Here is a 17,083-nt window from a genome sequence, read left to right as displayed (position 1 = left end):
CCTGATGAAAGACCTGAGTGCCGCAGAGATGTTGACTGTCTGGGAGCAAGGCTTGAACCGTCCGCTGTCGCAGAAATCGCTGATGCTGCTGGCGGCCGCCTACCCCGAATTGGCGGTCGGCACGATTGCGGAGCTTAGCATCGGCGCACGCGATACCTGTCTGTTGTTTATACGCGAACGCCTGTTCGGACCGCGTCTGGTCAATAACGCGGCCTGCCCGAATTGCAGCTCACGCATCGAATGGGAACAAAACATTGCCGATTTGCACGTTGCTGGCGGCTGCGAAGCGCCGGCGGAGCAAGCGTTCAGCCTCGATACCCCGGATTGTTACCGCTTACGTTTCCGTCTGCCGAACAGCCTGGACATGGCCGCGATAGAAGGCAGCGAGCCGGCGGTCGCGATGCGGCGGCTACTGCAACGCTGCATCCACTCCGCCGAATACCGGGGCGCCGAATGCGCGATCGAACAGTTGCCGGAAACAGTGATTCAGGCCTTGAGCCAGCGTATAGAAGCCTTGGACCCGCAAGCCGAAATCCGCATTCAACTGACCTGCCCGGATTGTGCGCACAAATGGGAGGTTTTTTTCGATATCGCCGGCTTTCTCTGGACCGAAATCGACACCTGGGCGGAACGAATGCTACGAACCGTGCATAAGCTGGCCAAAGCCTATGGCTGGTCGGAACGCGACATCCTGAATCTGAGTCCGGTGCGCCGGCAGCTTTATCTCGGGATGGCAGGGTCATGAACGGCTTTTTGCAAAATATGATCGATCGCCATCAGGGCGTGGCCTCCACGGTGCAGCCCCGGCAACGGGCCATGTTCGAGCCGGAAGCGGCCGTAGCGGACCACCCGGCGGTTGTCGTCGAAGCCGGGCTTGCGGAATCCTATCCGGCCGCCGCAACGGCGACCGAACGAACCAACATAGCCGTCGCCGAGAGGATAAAACCGTCCATTCAAGAATCCCGCCCGGCCGCCATTCAAGCAACCACCGACGCGCAAAACAAACCTGAATCGCTTCGGCACCCTCTGCCGGAAGATCATCGGCACGATCAAACCGATCTACGTATACAAGACATTCTGTCGCGAGTGCCGACGAATCAGTTCACTGACAATCCCCACAGCGGTCTCGATACAACCGCCGAATCACGGGACCTGACTGGTCGAATAGAAGAAATCCTGGACCGATTAGTAAGCCAATCCGCTGTTACCGAACCTATGGAGCGAGGAAACGAGGATGTTCCCCGGCTCGCGCCTGCGGCTCTCGTTGGCAACGAAAACGCGCTTTTTTCGCCCTTCTCTTTCCGCCCGCCAAGCCATCGCAACGAAACGAGCGTCGCCTTAACCGAAACTTCAACCGCTCCGGCGCAAACGCCTGACAAGAACCGACAAGAGCCGGGCACGCTGCAAATCCCAACCTGGTTGCAGGATCTGCAAACGAGCCTCGGCGAGCGGTCGCAAGAAATAAGCGGCAAAGCGGAAGCCGAACCGGTGATCAACGTCACGATCGGCCGCATCGAAATCCGGGCAACAAAGGCCGATGCCGCGCCGCCCGCGCCGAAACCCGGCAAGCCGTCCGGCTTATTGAGCCTCGATGACTATCTGAAACAACGCAACGGCGGGAGGCGGTCATGAGCGGCCCGAATGCGCTGGCGACCGTGACCGCAACCTTGCGCCACATCCTGTTAGGCGCGGCCTCGGCGGTGACCACGAAGCCTCCGAGCCTCGCGCGGGGCGACGAGGTTGGCTCGCAATTGAACATCTTTCTTTACAGCACACAGATCGATCCGGCATTCAGTAATTTCCCACTGCCCGGCACGGCCAGAAGCGGCGAAAATTCGCCGCCGCCTTTGGCGTTGGTTTTGAATTACCTGATCACCGCCTACGGCGCAGCCGACGACGATATTTCCGGGCAGCAGGTGATGGGCCGAGCGATGAGCACACTACACGATCACCCGTTGCTGAGCCAAGCCGATATTAGCGGCATCGTGCCGGATTCCGGTCTACAGGACCAGATCGAACGGGTGCGGATCACGCCGCAGCCGATAAGCCTGGACGACATGTTCAAGCTGTGGAGCAGCTTTCAATCGGCAGAGTACAGGCTGTCGACGGTCTATCAAGCGTCGGTGGTGTTGATCGACAGTACGCTGGCCGGCCGCGCGGCGTTGCCGGTATTGCGGCGCGGCGAACAGGACCGCGGCGCCATGGTGACCGCCGCGCCGTTGCCGGCCCTGACCGGCATCCGCTTTCTGAATCAAAAGCCGGCCGCGGAACTCGGCGACCGGATTGTGATTCTTGGCGAACGGCTGGCGGGGGACAATATGACCGTCCGGTTTGAACATCCGTTGTTGGTTGATCCGACGGATCCGTCGAAGAAGCTCCCGATTGATATTGTCCCCGCATCGGACGGCACCGAAACCGAACTGCAGGTGGCGCTGCCGTCACAAACAGGCGACACTGATGTCGGATCGAAATGGCCGGCGGGATTTTATCGGGTCTCGTTAGTGATCGCCCCTCCAGACAGCCCGGTATTGGCCAGCAATGCACTGGCGATGCCTTTAGCGCCGAGAATCCTGACGGTCAACCCGTCAAATGCGCCCGCAGGCGATGTGGTATTGACGATCGAATGCCTGCCGCAACTGCGGAACACCCAGCGGGTGTCATTACTGTTCGGCGATCGACTCGTCAAACCCGACAGCGCAGCGACACCGGCCAACCCGGCGCTGCCGACGACGCTGATATTCACCGTCGCCGGTGCGGAAGCCCGGCCGCGCCCTTATGTCCTCCGTCTGCGGGTGGACGGCGCGGACAGCATTCCGGTGGATTTTTCCGGGGCCGTGCCGCAATTCTCGGTCAATCAGACGGTAACGATCGCATGAGCACGCAACTCGGCTGGATCCAAATCAACGAACAGTATTTGGCGAGCGCGGTCAACTGGGTACGTTTGCGTTTGCAGCAACTTGCTCGTGCGGACGACGATGAGTCCGAGAAACCCGGTTGGTTTAAACGGTCTGAAAATGCGCAACTTCACTCCAAGGCGGCCGACAGCCGGGAAATCGAACAGCTTCGCCAGGACTTGAGCAAACTGGAAAAGAACACGCCACCGCCCGCATTGATCCGGCTGACCTCCATATTGGGCTTGTCGGCATTCGAGCGCGATGTGCTGACCTTGTGCGCGGCGGTCGAACTGGATACCCGCATCGCTTCGCTGTGCGCGAAAGCGCAGAATAATCCGGGCAAACCGTATCCGACCTTCGCGCTGGCCTTCGCCTTATTCGACAATCCCGACTGGAATGCGCTCGCACCGCACCGCCCGCTTCGCTATTGGCGGCTGCTGGACATCAACCAGCCCAATGCGCAGGCCCTGACCGCCTCCGCATTATCGATCGACGAGAGAATTCTGAATTATCTGAAAGGCCTGGACTATCTTGACGACCGCTTGCTGCCGCTGCTGGATCCGGTTACCGCCGTAAACCAGGATACGGATCTTCCGCCATCGCAGCAACAGGCAGTCGATCTGATTATTGAGCGCGTTACAGCGTCCAACGGCAAGGAAAGAATCCCATTTTTCGAGCTGTTGGGGCCTGATTCGGCCAGCAAACAACTGATCGCCTGCAAGGCTTCCGCCTCGTTCGGCTTAAATCTGCATGCGATCGACTTGAAGAGCATGCCCGCCCACATCAGCGATTTCGAAATCTTCTGCCGGTTATGGCAGCGGGAATCGGCGCTGACGCCGTTGGCGCTGTATATCAAAGCGGACGGCGCCGGCGATGCCGAAAAAATTTTGTTGAAGCGCTTTCTGGATCGCAGCGGCGGCGTGGAGTTTCTCGATGTAAAAGAAGCCAACACCGAATCGCCAAGACCCCGCGTCAGTATGGAAATCTATAAACCGCGCCCTGAAGAACAACAACGGCTTTGGGCCGTGGCGCTTGCGGAGCGTGCCGAAAGCATGCCGCAGTGTTTATCTGAACAGTTTTCTTTCAGTCAGGACGAAATTCAGCGGCTCGCCGCGATGATGCTTTCCCATAGCGCAACTCCGGGCAATGCTCCGTCCGGCGCGTCTCTGCAAAGCGAGTTATGGCAAGCCTGCCGTATTGCCGCGCGAATCGGCATGGAGCAATTGGCGAACCGGATCGAGGCGAAGGCCGATTGGGATCAACTTGTGCTGCCTTCAACGCAGATTGCGTTGTTGCGCCAAATCACCGATCAGGTTTCCCTCCGTAGCCGGGTCTATGACGCCTGGGGCTTTCGCGAACGCATGAATCGGGGCATGGGTATCAGCGTACTGTTCGCCGGCGAAAGCGGCACCGGCAAGACGATGGCCGCGGAAGTGATCGCCAATGCGCTGCGGCTCGATCTGTTCCGGATCGATCTCTCGGCAGTAGTCAGTAAATACATCGGAGAAACCGAGAAGAACCTGCGAAAACTGTTCGACGCAGCCGAAGACAGCGGAGCAATCCTGTTCTTCGACGAAGCCGACGCGCTGTTCGGCAAACGTAGCGAAGTGAAGGATAGCCACGACCGCTACGCGAATATCGAGATCAATTACCTGCTGCAACGCATGGAATCCTACAGGGGACTGGCGATTCTGGCGACCAATATGAAAACCGCGCTGGATAAGGCATTTTTACGCCGGCTACGCTTCGTCGTCGATTTTCCCTTTCCCGGCATCGAGGAACGTATGCAAATCTGGCAGAAAGTCTTTCCGCCCGCGACCCCGGTCGATCCGTCTATAGACTACCAACGGCTGGCGGCACTTACGCTGACTGGCGGCAGTATCCAGAACGTGGCGTTGAATTCGGCATTTCTGGCTGCCCAACAGCATGACGGGAGGGTGACGATGCATTTGATCCTGAACGCGGCGCGCACCGAATTTAAAAAACTGGAGCGGCCAGCGAAAGAATCCGATTTTCGCTGGCTGGATGCGACAGAGGCCAAATGAACATTAATCTACATATCGAGCGGCTGGTTTTGGACGGCGTCACTATCGCACCCGGTCAGCATCAATTGTTGCAAAGCATCGTAGCCAGCGAACTCATACGGATGCTTAGATACGGCGGTTTTTCGCCCAGTCTTGCTCAGGGCGGGTCTTTGTCGCGTATTTCCGGCAAGGACATTCTATTGACCGGCAACGATCCGACGCACCTCGGCCGGCAGATCGCCTACTCTATATCGGGAAGCATCGGTCATGAATAACCTTATCATTGCCAGGCCTGTCAAGGCTAAAAAGCAAGAGGAAAGATCGTCATGCCATTCAATCTGATCAAAGGCACATTTCATGTAATCGGCTACTCGCCTGACGGAGACTCGATCCGATTTCAAGCCGATGATCGCGATAATTGGAAATTACTTGCGGGTCCTCCCGTCCAGTTGAATGCCAAGGGGCACGCCCAATTGCGGATCGAAGCCATCGACACGCTCGAGACACACTATCAAGGCCATCATCAACCGCTGCAACTGGCCAATGCGGCGATGCATTTTCTGCTCGATGAACTTGGGATCAGGAAGGTCAAGTTCAATGATGCAGGCACCAGAATTGTCTCCGCGGAGGACGGCACAGCCGGCTATATCCTCTCGCGCACGACCGAAAAGAATCGCCGGCCGGTTTCCTTTGTTTTTGCCGGCGCGGCCGAAGAGAGCGACGGAGCTCCAGTTTTTCTAGACCCAGGCCGTTTGAAATACAGCATCAACTATCAATCGGTGCTGGCGGGCTTGGCCTATCCGACCTACTACAGTGGACTGTTTTCCGATCTGAGGAAAACAATCACGCGCGCTGCGGATAAGGCTCGGAAGGGCGGAAAGGGCATCTGGCCCAAGGATCAAACGACCCATGGCTTCACCGTCGTAAGTCTCGCGTCCGTTACCGACGACGAAGTCATCCTGCCAAAGCTTTTCCGCCGTATCATCAATTTCATGGGCGACGGCGGCGGTATCGACGGATTCAAGGACTATCTCGCCGCCAACCCGGAACCGGTGCTGGAATTGAAGGCCGGCCACTTCTCCAACCTCGATACATTCGTCGAGGTCACGAGGAACAAGGTTAGACTCACTGTCGAACCTGAAGATTTGGTATTTGTCGAGAAATAGAACAATGCGCGGGGGAACCGCATGATCGAGGCCGTATATGAGCGAAATAGCGCATAATCCGTTGAAGTATAGCAATCCCGTATTCGTCGCGCCGCTCTCGAACGGCATCTTTCGGCGTAAATGCGCTTGCGGCAATCATACATTTGCGGGCGGCGAGTGCGAGGAATGCGGCAAAAGAAAGAGACGCGGTCCGCAAGCCCAATTTAGAGTGAGCTCTATTGCTTTGGATAGTAGCGCATTTCCGGCCGGTGCACCGGTTCGCGCCGAGCAGGTCAAGGATAAGGCATTGCCAAACGACAAGGCGGATGCGGAGGCGGCTGCGGAAATCAAGGAAGCAATCCCCGCCCAGGCCGATGCCGAAGAAGACTCTGTCTTGGAAGACGAGGAAGAACAACCCGCACCGGATTCAGCGATATCTGAAACCGAGCCAGCCGCCTCGGCAGAGTCGGCTCCATCGCCCGATGAGACAGAAGAGCAGGGACCCAAGGCCAAGGTCGAGTTCATGGTCCTACAGACGGCGCTTCCCTTTGGGGGGCCAGGAGAGGTGAAGACCCTATGTCCCGCTCCCCGCAATGCTCCGGTCGGATTTTCCGTGGGTCGGAGTACTGCGGCACAGAGAGCGGCGATCGGCGCTTGCACGTGGGGCATTACGTCTCCGGATCCGTTACAGGTGGCAACGCGCACCTGCCGTGATGGCGCCAACTGGCGGTTGCGGGTGCGAAGAGTGCGTTCGGTGGTGCGCACCTTTAGCCGGCAACTGGCTGGCCAGCGTGAGCCGACTGTTGGCAATAGCACCGCAGCCAACTTTTGTACCCAGGTTTCTGACCTCGATGCCTTGGGAAATTGCCCCGGCAACTTTTACATGCTGGCTGCCGTGCGCGCGCACGAACAAGTGCATGTGGACGAATGGCGGACGAGCATGGGGAGCGACTGGCCGGCGCAACAGGCCATCATCGACGGGCTGAGTGTTCCGGCCGCCGGTGCTACTCGGCGTCGATCGGCGGCGACCGCGGCCATGCGCTCATCGGCAGCGTTTACCAATGCCATCCAGACCAGCAACGCCAGTGGCAATTATCCAGCCTTCTGGGGAATCCCAGACCCCAATATCAATACCCAAGCCGCCGAACGCGTTGTCGTGGCACCGCGCATTCGGCAGCTTTGTGTCAACGCGCGAAATCGGGGATGGGGACCGGCAGCCTGTCCGGTGTGCGTCAATAATGGCATTACGTGATTTGACTGTATGAGAAACTTAAAATGACCGCATCCGTACTTGCTCTTGAACTCAAACTCCCGGCCGAAACCTCCGCAGGCGCGCCGGTCGGCGGACGTTTGTTTTTAACCAATCGCGGCGAACAGCCATTGTCATTGACGCACCCATTCTATAACTCGGCCCTGAATCTAGTGGTTTTCGATCGACTGTGGAATATCGTCACGCCCAAGGCCGCGAGGAAAGCGCATATTGCCTATAGCACCATCGACTTAGCCCCGGCCGCAACGGTTGTCGTAGATCTAGCGGATCTATGCTATGTCAGCGGCACGGCGTCTAAAGATTATCAGCTAGACGCGGGTCGCTATTATATCTTGGCGGTCTTTCATCCGGGCACGAGTCGGCTGCCGGCAGAGAGTCTGTATCCACTTGTCATTGCGTCGAATATCGTTCAGTTGGTAGTGCGCTGACTGCTTAAAACGCACTCTTCTAGGAGAAGATTAGAATGACCACATTCCCCGGCTCGCCCAAACTGATCAAAGGCGGCATTGTGTTGCTGAATCCCGGCACCGGCGCGGTGTTGCGCATTATTGCACTGCAATACAACGCAGATTCGCTGAATCGTTCTTTTCAGATTCAGAGTTTTACCAGCGGCGGCGACCGCTCGGAAGCGTTGCGCTTGAAGGGGCCACCGATTGAAACAATCAAATTGGAGGCCGAAATCGATGCGGCCGATCAACTGGAGTTTCCCGACCAGCATGACGAAATCGTGCAAAACGGCCTGCATGCCCAACTTGCCGCGCTGGAGACGCTAATCTATCCGAGCAGCAGCCAGTTGCAGGCGAATGACAACCTGGCCAATTCGGGAACGCTGGAGATCGTGCCGGTCGAAGCGCCGTTGACATTGTTTGTCTGGAGCAGGAATCGGATCGTACCGGTTCGGCTGACCGAATTCAGCATCACCGAAGAGGCCTTCGACCCCTCATTGAACCCGATCCGCGCCAAAGTCAGTCTCGGCATGCGGGTGTTGAGCATCGACGACTTGGGGTTTTCGCATAAAGGCGGAACGCTATTCATGCGCTTTTTACAAAACAAAGAACAATTATCGGCAAGGCACCGGAGCGGTGGCTTTGCCACACTCGGCATCAATGGCATTCCTTAACGCCTGGACGGGAGAAAAAGATGATAGATCCTATGAGCATGATGATGCAGGCAAATTCGCCGGCCAGCGCGCTGTTTCCGCCCGGCAGCCGCTATCATGGCCTCGACACGTCGACCTTGACCTTGCCGGACGGCAGAGAGGCGATTTATCTGCAACGCCGTTTTGTGCCGCAACCTGAACAATATGCGCTGTTGCAAGAGCATGTCGTGACCCAGGGCGAGCGGCTGGATAACATTGCTGCTCATTATCAGGGCGACCCCGAACAATTCTGGCAACTCTGCGATGCGAACCGGGCGCTGCGTCCTGCCGAACTGACCGAAACGGTCGGACGCAGGCTCCGCATCACCCTACCGCAAGGTATTCCGGGGGCGTCGGATGCATAAAGGCGTACATCTGACCTTGCTGGTCGGACCGGTGGTGCCGATACCGGTGCCGAGACCAGTGCTCGATGCGCTGACCGGCGTCGAAGTGACCCAGGATACCGGCGCAGCCAGCGGGTTTAAACTGACATTCACGTTGACCAACCGCTCGCCGTTGCAAACGATTTTTCTGGTAGCGGCAGGGCAGACGCCGATGCTGCGCGTGATCATTATCGCCACGATCGACGGCACGCCGCAGGTGTTGATGGACGGGGTAATGACCCATAATCAGATCGCGCCGGGCAGCGAACCCGGCAAATCGACGCTGACCGTGATGGGCGAGGATTTGACCAAGGTGATGGATTTGATCGATTTCAGCGGTTTTCCGTTTCCGGCGATTCCGGTCGAAGGCCGCATTGCGCTGATCATCGCCAAGTATGCTGTGTTCGGCCTGATTCCGTTGATCATTCCGAATCTGTTCCCGGACGTGCCGATTCCGGTCGAACGAATACCGGCGCAACAAGGCACCGATTTAGCCTACATCAAAAAGCTCGCGGAGGATGCCGGTTATGTGTTTTATATCGACCCCGGTCCCGCGCCGGGCACGAACATTGCCTACTGGGGCCCCCAAATCAAGGTCGGCCCGCCGCAACCGGCCCTGAATGTCGACATGGACTCCTATACCAATGTCGAGTCGATCCGTTTCAGTTTTAAGACCTCCGAAACCACGATCCCGGTCGTGCTGATTCAGAATTCGCTGACCAAGATACCGATTCCGTTGCCGATTCCGGACATTAACCCGCTGCAACCGCCGTTGGGGTTGATACCGGCGCCAATCACGAACGTGACCGTACTCAGGGACACCGCCAAACTGTCGCCGTCGCAGGCGATCGCCAAAGGCGTCGCCGCTGCCGCGCGTTCGGCGGATGCGGTCGAAGGCGTGGGCGACTTGGATGTGACGCGCTACGGACGGATTTTGAGAGCCCGGCAGTTGGTCGGCGTAAGAGGTGTGGGGCTCGCTTATGACGGCTTATATTTTGTCAAGAAGGTCACCAGCACGTTGAAACAGGGCGAGTTCAAACAGAACTTCACCCTGACCCGAAACGGCCTGGTCTCCATTACGCCGAGGGTGCCGGTATGACTCAGTCTTACTACGGAAAATACCGGGGCACCGTGTTGAACAACGTGGATCCGTTGCAAACCGGCCGCTTGCAGGTGCAAGTGCCAGATGTCGCGGGGCTGGTGCCGACATCGTGGGCGATGCCCTGCTTTCCGAGTTCGGGCAAACAAACGGGCGCTTATCTGCTGCCGCAGATCGGCGCGGGGGTCTGGGTCGAATTCGAACAGGGCGATCCCGACTATCCGATCTGGAGCGGCTGCTGGTATGGCTCGGCGGCCGAGGTACCGGCGTTGGCGTTGGCCGGCAATCCGGCCAGTCCGAGCATGCTGCTGCAAACCGGTCTGCAAAATACTTTCGTGATCAGCGATCTGCCGGGGCCGACCGGCGGCATCATGCTGAAAAGCACGACCGGCGCATCGATCATCGTGAACGACACCGGCATTTATATTCAGAACGGCAAAGGCGCCAGTCTGATCATGACCGGCCCGACCGTCACGATCAATAACGGCGCATTGGTGATTACCTGAGGAGGCGCTATGCCGGGATTTTTAGTTCATGTTGGCGCGCAGGTGCTGTGTCCGCATGCGGGACAGGCCCAGCCGACCGTGCCGAACCCCAGGGTCATGGTCAGCGGCCAGCCGATCGTAACGATCGCGGCGCCCTATGTCGTCGCCGGATGCACCTTGCCCCCACCGCCGGCCGCGAACGGCCCCTGTGTAACCGCGCAATGGATCAGCGGCGCGACGCGTGTATTTTCGAACGGTCAGCCGTTGGTCGTGCAAAGTAGCCAGGCCATCTGTGCGCCGACCGGCGCGCCGCTGCTGATCGTCGCGATGCAAACCCGCGTCAGTGCGCTTTAGGAGACGACAATGTTCAATATCGATTTCCCGTTTCATTTCGACCATCGCGGCCGCACCGCGACGACCGATGACGACGATCATGTCCGCGACATGATCGAGCAGTTTCTGTTCACGAACGTCGGCGAGCGAATCAACCGGCCCGATTTCGGCAGCGGCATCCTGCAATTGATCTTTGCCCCGAACAGCCCGGAACTGGCAGCGACGTTACAATTTACTATTCAGGCCGGTTTGCAGCAGTGGCTCGGCGACCTGATCGAAATTCAAAACCTGGAAGTGACCAGTGCAGACGCGGCCCTGCGCGTTGATTTGAGCTACCGGGTACGCCGGACCGGTCAGATCACCGCAGCCACCTTCACTCGGAGTACCGCCGCATGACGATTTGTTCTACGACAACTCTGCATTGCAATAGCCGGCTTCGCCGCCAGAAGGTGCGTAGGCAGGCGACGCTGAACGGCCTCGATTATCTGGAAGTCGGCTCGATCGGCACGCCCGAACCGATATTGGAAAACCAGCGCCATCTCCGGGTTTTTTTTCTCGGCAAGGCCGCAGTCGAACTCGACAAAGCCAATATTGTGATCGACGGCGGCCGGCGCATCCGCAACATCCAGGTGACCGGCATCGAAATCCACCGTTCCGATAGCGCCGACTTCGACGATTACATGGAGGTCGCAGTCGACAAGGCAGGCGATCATTCGACCTACACCTTGCGAGTCGTCGAAAAAGACGACCAGAATCGTTCGCGACCGCATCCGGCGTTCGATCCGCGTTACAACCGGATCGATTTCAGCTTCAAGATCGACTGCCCGAACGATTTCGACTGCCAAACGCCGGCAGTCTGCCCCCCCGAAACGGCCGCCGAACCCGACATCAACTATCTTGCGAAAGATTATGCGAGCTTCCGACAGTTGCTGCTGGACCGCCTGGCGCTGTTGCTGCCCGACTGGAAGGAACGGCATGCGCCTGACATCGGCATCGCGCTAGTCGAAATCCTGGCTTATGCCGGCGACCATCTGAGCTATTACCAGGATGCGGCCGCGACCGAAGCCTATCTGAATACCGCGCGCCAGCGCATTTCCGTGCGTCGTCATGCGCGCCTGGTCGATTACCCGATCCATGAAGGCTGCAACGCGAGAACGTGGATCTGCGTCGAAACCGAGAACGATTTACCGGAAATACCTCTGCGGGAACTCTATTTTGTGACCCGGCTAAATACGCTGTTGCCGTCGGCGGACGGCCTGATCAACGAAGAGCAATTACAAAATCTGCCGGCCTCGCAATACGAAGTCTTTGAACCGGTCATCACACCGGGCTACAAGGATCGGATCAGCTTTCACCGGGATCATAGCGAGATAAATTTTTATACCTGGGGCGAGCAGGAATGTTGCCTGCCGCGCGGCTCGACCGGTGCGACCTTACTCGGAAAATTGATCGAGCCGGAGAGTTCCCAGACAAACCCTGAGTGTGGAGCCGATCAAAAACCGGCGCCGAGCGAAGATGCTCCGGCTGCCGCGGCAGTGGCAGCGAAAATCCCCAAATTGCATCTGCAAGCAGGCGACGTGCTTGTGCTCATCGAAGTCAAAGGCCCGAAAACCGGGCAGGAACAGGATGCTGACCCGCTGCATCGCCACGCGGTGCGACTGATGCGGCTCGAAGCCGATGTCGATCCATTGACCGGGCAAGCTGTCGTGAATATTGAGTGGGCCGAAGAAGACGCCTTGCCGTTTCCTTTCTGCCTGTCCTCCTTGGGTTCGCCACCGGACTGCAAGATTTTCGACAAGGTCAGCATCGCCCGCGGCAACGTGCTGCTGGTCGATCACGGCAAGTCCGGCGAGCAGGAATTGGGCGTTGTGCCGAAACAATCCGAACAACAATGTTGCATTGACGAAGAAACCGCGTCGGACAACACTGCGGTGTCCGGACGTTATCAGCCGATGCTCGAAAAGGTTCCCTTGACCTTCAGCCAGCCTGCGTCCGCCGGCACTCCGGCCAGCCTTGCCCTGCGCCAGAATGTCCGGCAAGCCCTGCCGCAGATTATGCTCCGCAGCATCCCGCCCGGCGAGCGCGGCGACGAGCCGTTGTTCTCCTGGCAGGATTTGAATGATCTCTTGGCCGTGGCCAACCGCCTGCAAAATCCTGCCGACGGTTCGGCGCGGATGTTGCTAAGCCGCCTGTCCGCAACGACCCGAAAACATCTTAAAGAACGGGATAACCCGGCCGAATTGCCGGGCGCCTTGGCGTCTGCGCTGGCAAACGATTTGCCGGCATTGCTGAAAGCGTGGTCTCCGCAGCCCGATTTATTGGCCAGCAACGTCGACAACCGGCACTTCGTCGCCGAAATGGACGATAACCGGGTCGCGCATCTGCGTTTCGGCGATCACGGCCTCGGCCTCAAACCGGATGCGGGAACATCTTTCCAAGCGCGCTACCGGACCGGCAACGGCTTGGCCGGAAACGTCGGGGCCGACATCATAAAGCACATGGTCCGGAAGAATAATGTGCTGGACGGCAGCGGCATCACGATAAGCAATCCTCTGCCCGCGCAAGGCGGAATGGAGGCGGAACCGGTAGCCGAAATCAAATTGTACGCGCCCGGCGCGTTTCGCAACATCTTGCAACGCGCGGTGATTGCGCAGGATTACGCCGACATTACGGTGCGCGACTTCAAGGACAAGATACAAAACGCCGCCGCAAAATTACGCTGGAACGGCAGTTGGTACGAGGTGCTGACCGCGGCCGATGCGTTAGGCAGGGAAAGCGCAGATGACGCATTATTGACGCAAATCACCGAAAGGCTGCACCGTTTCCGAAGGATAGGCCATGATCTGACGGTCAGAAGCGCCGAGCGCGTGCCGCTGGACATCACAATCCGGGTTTGCGTGTTGCCGAATTTTTTGCGCGGCCACGTCAAAGCCGAATTGTCCGAGGTCTTTAGTAATAAACTGCGCGCTAATGGCAAACGCGGTATCTTCCATCCCGACGAATTGACCTTCGGCGAGGACGTGTATTTAAGCAGGTTGGTCGCCGCCGCGCAGGCGGTTGAAGGCGTCGAAAGCGTCGAAATCACCCGATTCCAGCGGCTTAACGAACTGCCGAACGATGAGATCGAAAACGGCGTGCTGCGGCTTGGACCTTTTGAAATCGCCCGCCTCGACAACGATCCGGGCTTTCCCGAAAACGGCAGATTGACACTCGATATGCGGGGGGGACGATGAAAGAACCATGCGATTGTTGCCGGGAAGCCGATAACGCTCCCTGCGGCTGCTGCGAAGGTATCGAAACCGTGACGCCGCTGGCCGTTTATAACCGGCCGGGTCTGAGCCAGCTTTTCTACCGGATCGGCACGCACAGCGCTTTTTTTACGAGCATGAAGGCGAGACTAAGCGGGTTTTGTCTGGAAAGCCAGGACGCGGAAGGCAAACCGATTAAATCGTATCCGCTGTCAGGATTGACCACGCGCGATTCGAATGACCCGGCGATTGCGCTGCTCGACGCGTGGGCGACGGTCGCCGACGTGTTGACCTTTTACCAGGAGCGGATCGCGAACGAAGGATATCTGCGCACCGCGACCGAGCGCCGCTCTATCATCGAACTGGCCGCGTTGGTCGGCTACAAACCCCGGCCCGGCGTCTCGGCGAGTGTTTTTCTCGCCTACAACATCGACGCGAATACCCAAGAAGAAGTCGTGATACCGGCCGGCAGCCGCTCGCAAAGCATGCCGGGCCCCGGCGAAATGCCGCAGGCTTTCGAGACCAGCGACGATTTGAAGGCGAGGGCTGCATGGAACAATCTCAAGCCCAGATTGACGCGGGCGCAGACGCAAGCGGCGATCAATTCGAACAACAGAATTTACTTGAAAGGCGTCAATACCGGCCTCGGCAAAAATGATGCGCTGCTGATCGATTTCGGCAACGGCGTTCCGGTTTTCAAACGCGTGGCGGAAGTATTGCCCGATAACAAGGCGGACCGCACCCTGGTCAATTTCATCAAACCGTCCGCCGTTCCGCTGAACGTGCTGCCCGCTTTCAATCTGATCTATCAACTGGTCCAGCCGGCCTCGATTCAACCGGCCAATCGCTTTCAACTACGGCAGGATCTACGGAGCCAATTTGCGTTGCCCGTTGGCGCGGTCTTTCGATCTTCCGGCTCGAGTTTCGACGCAACATCTACGATTCCTCCGAGCAATACGATTTTCCGGCCTGCGGCCCAGGCCGGCTATGCGGTGTTGAACGCTTTTTCGCCGGTGTTGCGCCAGCATCTGGGCGCCGCAGACGCCAGCACCCAACTGACCGACAATCCGGTCAAGGTCTATGCGTTTAGAGCCAAGGCGTCGCTGTTCGGGCACAATGCGCCGAGAGAGCCGCGTTACGAGCCAAGAACGTTGGGTGGCGGCGAATTTCCGCCGCCTAATCCGAATGCCGGAAATCCGCTCCCGCAACCTTGGCCGGAATGGCAGGTCGATCTGGGGATCGACAAAGATGGGATAGATGAAGCAGGCGATACGCTTTATCTTGACCGAGCATACAAGGAAGTCGCCGCCGGCGATTTTATCGCGATCCAGCAGGATGGCGCCGAACCCACGATATCCAGTATCGGCACAGTGCAAAACATTTCCCGAAGCGCCTATGGCATCAGCGGCGAAACCACGCAGATCACTCTGCAAGGTGCGACCTGGTGGGATCCTTCGCATGAACCCGATATACGCAAAATCCGTACTACCAAGGTTTATGCCCAGCCCGAAGCCCTGGATATGGCCGAGGAGCCGATCACGAATCCGGTCTGCGGCGACGCCGACGACCCGATCGAACTGGACGGCTTCTACGAAGGGCTCGAAGCGGGACGCTGGGTGATCGTATCCGGCGAACGGGATATTGAAGGGACTAACGGCGTCAGATTCAGCGAACTGGCGGTGCTGGCGTCCGCAAACCAAAACATTGCCCTGAACGGAAGCAAGTCGACAGCGCTGCCCGGCGAGAAACGCCATACCTTCATCAAACTGGCCGAAAAACTTGCTTATTGTTTTAGGCGCGATACGGTCACGATCTACGGCAACGTAATCAACGCAACCCACGGCGAAACCCGGATGGAAGTCCTGGGCAGCGGCAACGGCGCTAGGACATTGCAGAAGTTCACCCTCAAGCAAGCGCCGTTGACCCACGTTTCAGCATCCACGCCTTCCGGCACCGACAGCACCTTAAAGGTGTTCGTGAACAATATCGAATGGCGGGAAACCGATTCTCTGGCGGGCCTTGAGCCTAGCGACCGGCGTTTTGTGACCCAAACCGGCAACGACGATAAAACCACGGTAATCTTCGGCAACGGCATTGAAGGCGCAAGGCTTCCGAGCGGCATCGAAAACATCCGCGCCGAATACCGGAACGGCATCGGCAAGCCAGGCAATGTCAAAGCCGAACAAATTTCGCTATTGTTGACCAAGCCGCTCGGCGTCAAGGAAGTGATCAATCCGCTACGCGCATCGGGCGGCGCGGACAGGGAAAGCCGCGATCAGGCTCGCAAGAACACCCCGCTGGCCGTTAAGGCGCTGGACCGGCTGGTGTCGACGCAAGATTACCTGGATTTCTGCCGCATCTATGCAGGCGTCGGCAAGGCCTATGCGGTCGAACTCAGCGACGGGCGGCAATCGCTGGTGCATGTCACGATTGCCGGCGCAAGCGACAGCCCGATAGACCGCAATTCCGACTTGTACAGAAACCTGCGCCAGTCTCTGCATGATTTTGGCGACCCGTTCCAGAAAATCCGGTTGGCGGTGCGCGAGTTGCTGCTGATCGTAATCGAAGCCGGCATTTCGATTTTGCCCGCCTACCGCTGGGAATCGGTGGTAGCCGAGGTGCGCGCCGCCCTGCTCGATGCTTTCAGTTTCGAGCGCCGCGAACTCGGCCAGGACGTTATGCTCAGCGAAGTGTTCAGCGTGATGCAAGGGGTGGAAGGGGTCGCATACGTCGATGTGAATGCTTTCGGAGGCGTGCCTGAAAAACAGCCGCTGACCGAACAGGAGATCGAAGAAGTGACCCATGACGGCGAGTTGCCGCTGACCGACAGCCGCCGCTTGCTGACCCCGGATGAGATCGCCGACGAAGTCGCGAAAATCATCAGCCGGATACAGGGCCGCAATGAGGAGCAACTGAAAAAGCTGTCCGGCAACGGTGCGCTTCGTGTGCCGCAACGGCTCGCGGTCAGTTTGCCGGTCCAGGGCGATCTCCGTCCGGCCCAGCTTGCTTTTTTGAGCCCCGATGTGCCGGCGACGTTGATCCTGAATCAGATCAAGTGAGAAAG

At 58.2% G+C, this 17,083-nt stretch carries 16 protein-coding genes; all 16 read left to right on the top strand.

Going from position 1 to position 17,083, the window contains the following annotated elements:
* Positions 1–4: 4 nt before the first annotated feature.
* From U2W12_RS10935 to U2W12_RS10860, 16 genes are read left to right on the top strand one after another with little or no spacing between them, the layout of a single operon-like run.
* Complete coding sequence (locus U2W12_RS10935) at positions 5–745, top strand: hypothetical protein (protein WP_326500719.1); 741 nt, start codon at positions 5–7, stop codon at positions 743–745.
* Complete coding sequence (locus U2W12_RS10930; RefSeq protein WP_326500718.1) at positions 742–1,632, top strand: hypothetical protein; 891 nt, start codon at positions 742–744, stop codon at positions 1,630–1,632. Before U2W12_RS10935 ends, U2W12_RS10930 begins: the two co-directional genes overlap by 4 nt.
* On the top strand, positions 1,629–2,876 hold the full coding sequence (locus tag U2W12_RS10925) for a DUF4255 domain-containing protein (protein ID WP_326500717.1): 1,248 nt from the start codon (positions 1,629–1,631) through the stop codon (positions 2,874–2,876). The genes U2W12_RS10930 and U2W12_RS10925 overlap by 4 nt, the downstream gene beginning before the upstream one ends.
* Positions 2,873–4,939, top strand: coding sequence for an ATP-binding protein (locus U2W12_RS10920; protein WP_326500716.1), 2,067 nt, complete (start codon positions 2,873–2,875; stop codon positions 4,937–4,939). The genes U2W12_RS10925 and U2W12_RS10920 overlap by 4 nt, the downstream gene beginning before the upstream one ends.
* Complete coding sequence (locus tag U2W12_RS10915; protein WP_326500715.1) at positions 4,936–5,193, top strand: hypothetical protein; 258 nt, start codon at positions 4,936–4,938, stop codon at positions 5,191–5,193. The genes U2W12_RS10920 and U2W12_RS10915 overlap by 4 nt, the downstream gene beginning before the upstream one ends.
* 51 nt (positions 5,194–5,244) lie before the next feature.
* Positions 5,245–6,084 carry a hypothetical protein gene (locus U2W12_RS10910; RefSeq protein WP_326500714.1) on the top strand — a complete coding sequence of 280 codons (840 nt, stop codon included), beginning with the start codon at positions 5,245–5,247 and terminating at the stop codon, positions 6,082–6,084.
* A gap of 37 nt (positions 6,085–6,121) precedes the next feature.
* Positions 6,122–7,315: a hypothetical protein gene (locus tag U2W12_RS10905; protein WP_326500713.1), complete on the top strand. Its 1,194-nt coding sequence runs from the start codon at positions 6,122–6,124 to the stop codon at positions 7,313–7,315.
* A gap of 23 nt (positions 7,316–7,338) precedes the next feature.
* Positions 7,339–7,761 (top strand): hypothetical protein, encoded by a 423-nt coding sequence (locus U2W12_RS10900; RefSeq protein ID WP_326500712.1) that lies wholly within the window; start codon positions 7,339–7,341, stop codon positions 7,759–7,761.
* A gap of 35 nt (positions 7,762–7,796) precedes the next feature.
* Positions 7,797–8,453, top strand: coding sequence for a hypothetical protein (locus U2W12_RS10895; protein WP_326500711.1), 657 nt, complete (start codon positions 7,797–7,799; stop codon positions 8,451–8,453).
* 20 nt (positions 8,454–8,473) lie between these two features.
* A complete protein-coding gene (locus tag U2W12_RS10890) occupies positions 8,474–8,836 on the top strand; it encodes a LysM domain-containing protein (RefSeq protein ID WP_326500710.1) in 363 nt (120 codons plus the stop codon).
* Positions 8,829–9,953 carry a hypothetical protein gene (locus U2W12_RS10885; protein WP_326500709.1) on the top strand — a complete coding sequence of 375 codons (1,125 nt, stop codon included), beginning with the start codon at positions 8,829–8,831 and terminating at the stop codon, positions 9,951–9,953. The genes U2W12_RS10890 and U2W12_RS10885 overlap by 8 nt, the downstream gene beginning before the upstream one ends.
* Positions 9,950–10,459 carry a phage baseplate assembly protein V gene (locus tag U2W12_RS10880; protein ID WP_326500708.1) on the top strand — a complete coding sequence of 170 codons (510 nt, stop codon included), beginning with the start codon at positions 9,950–9,952 and terminating at the stop codon, positions 10,457–10,459. Before U2W12_RS10885 ends, U2W12_RS10880 begins: the two co-directional genes overlap by 4 nt.
* A 9-nt stretch (positions 10,460–10,468) precedes the next feature.
* The gene (locus U2W12_RS10875) at positions 10,469–10,792 is read left to right on the top strand and encodes a PAAR-like protein (RefSeq protein WP_326500707.1); all 324 of its coding nucleotides are present in this window, start codon (positions 10,469–10,471) and stop codon (positions 10,790–10,792) included.
* 9 nt (positions 10,793–10,801) lie between these two features.
* Positions 10,802–11,167 carry a GPW/gp25 family protein gene (locus U2W12_RS10870; protein ID WP_326500706.1) on the top strand — a complete coding sequence of 122 codons (366 nt, stop codon included), beginning with the start codon at positions 10,802–10,804 and terminating at the stop codon, positions 11,165–11,167.
* A complete protein-coding gene (locus tag U2W12_RS10865) occupies positions 11,164–14,004 on the top strand; it encodes a putative baseplate assembly protein (protein WP_326500705.1) in 2,841 nt (946 codons plus the stop codon). Before U2W12_RS10870 ends, U2W12_RS10865 begins: the two co-directional genes overlap by 4 nt.
* Entirely contained in the window at positions 14,001–17,078 is a 3,078-nt protein-coding gene (locus tag U2W12_RS10860) for a putative baseplate assembly protein (RefSeq protein ID WP_326500704.1), read from the top strand. Before U2W12_RS10865 ends, U2W12_RS10860 begins: the two co-directional genes overlap by 4 nt.
* The last annotated feature ends 5 nt before the right edge of the window (positions 17,079–17,083 follow it).

It is taken from the genome of Methylomicrobium sp. Wu6, from assembly GCF_035916875.1.
Lineage (GTDB): Bacteria > Pseudomonadota > Gammaproteobacteria > Methylococcales > Methylomonadaceae > Methylomicrobium.
The sequence above is the reverse complement of the archived record's forward strand: the minus strand, read 5'-3'. Positions and strand labels throughout refer to the sequence as shown.

What these genes read in the sequence shown, in the direction of transcription:
- U2W12_RS10930 (WP_326500718.1), top strand. Translation starts at nt 742, where the DNA reads ATGAACGGCTTTTTGCAAAATATGATCGATCGCCATCAGGGCGTGGCC.
- U2W12_RS10910 (WP_326500714.1), top strand. Translation starts at nt 5,245, where the DNA reads ATGCCATTCAATCTGATCAAAGGCACATTTCATGTAATCGGCTACTCG.
- U2W12_RS10865 (WP_326500705.1), top strand. Translation starts at nt 11,164, where the DNA reads ATGACGATTTGTTCTACGACAACTCTGCATTGCAATAGCCGGCTTCGC.
- U2W12_RS10870 (WP_326500706.1), top strand. Translation starts at nt 10,802, where the DNA reads ATGTTCAATATCGATTTCCCGTTTCATTTCGACCATCGCGGCCGCACC.
- U2W12_RS10860 (WP_326500704.1), top strand. Translation starts at nt 14,001, where the DNA reads ATGAAAGAACCATGCGATTGTTGCCGGGAAGCCGATAACGCTCCCTGC.
- U2W12_RS10915 (WP_326500715.1), top strand. Translation starts at nt 4,936, where the DNA reads ATGAACATTAATCTACATATCGAGCGGCTGGTTTTGGACGGCGTCACT.
- U2W12_RS10885 (WP_326500709.1), top strand. Translation starts at nt 8,829, where the DNA reads ATGCATAAAGGCGTACATCTGACCTTGCTGGTCGGACCGGTGGTGCCG.
- U2W12_RS10925 (WP_326500717.1), top strand. Translation starts at nt 1,629, where the DNA reads ATGAGCGGCCCGAATGCGCTGGCGACCGTGACCGCAACCTTGCGCCAC.
- U2W12_RS10935 (WP_326500719.1), top strand. Translation starts at nt 5, where the DNA reads ATGAAAGACCTGAGTGCCGCAGAGATGTTGACTGTCTGGGAGCAAGGC.
- U2W12_RS10875 (WP_326500707.1), top strand. Translation starts at nt 10,469, where the DNA reads ATGCCGGGATTTTTAGTTCATGTTGGCGCGCAGGTGCTGTGTCCGCAT.
- U2W12_RS10900 (WP_326500712.1), top strand. Translation starts at nt 7,339, where the DNA reads ATGACCGCATCCGTACTTGCTCTTGAACTCAAACTCCCGGCCGAAACC.
- U2W12_RS10880 (WP_326500708.1), top strand. Translation starts at nt 9,950, where the DNA reads ATGACTCAGTCTTACTACGGAAAATACCGGGGCACCGTGTTGAACAAC.
- U2W12_RS10890 (WP_326500710.1), top strand. Translation starts at nt 8,474, where the DNA reads ATGATAGATCCTATGAGCATGATGATGCAGGCAAATTCGCCGGCCAGC.
- U2W12_RS10920 (WP_326500716.1), top strand. Translation starts at nt 2,873, where the DNA reads ATGAGCACGCAACTCGGCTGGATCCAAATCAACGAACAGTATTTGGCG.
- U2W12_RS10905 (WP_326500713.1), top strand. Translation starts at nt 6,122, where the DNA reads ATGAGCGAAATAGCGCATAATCCGTTGAAGTATAGCAATCCCGTATTC.
- U2W12_RS10895 (WP_326500711.1), top strand. Translation starts at nt 7,797, where the DNA reads ATGACCACATTCCCCGGCTCGCCCAAACTGATCAAAGGCGGCATTGTG.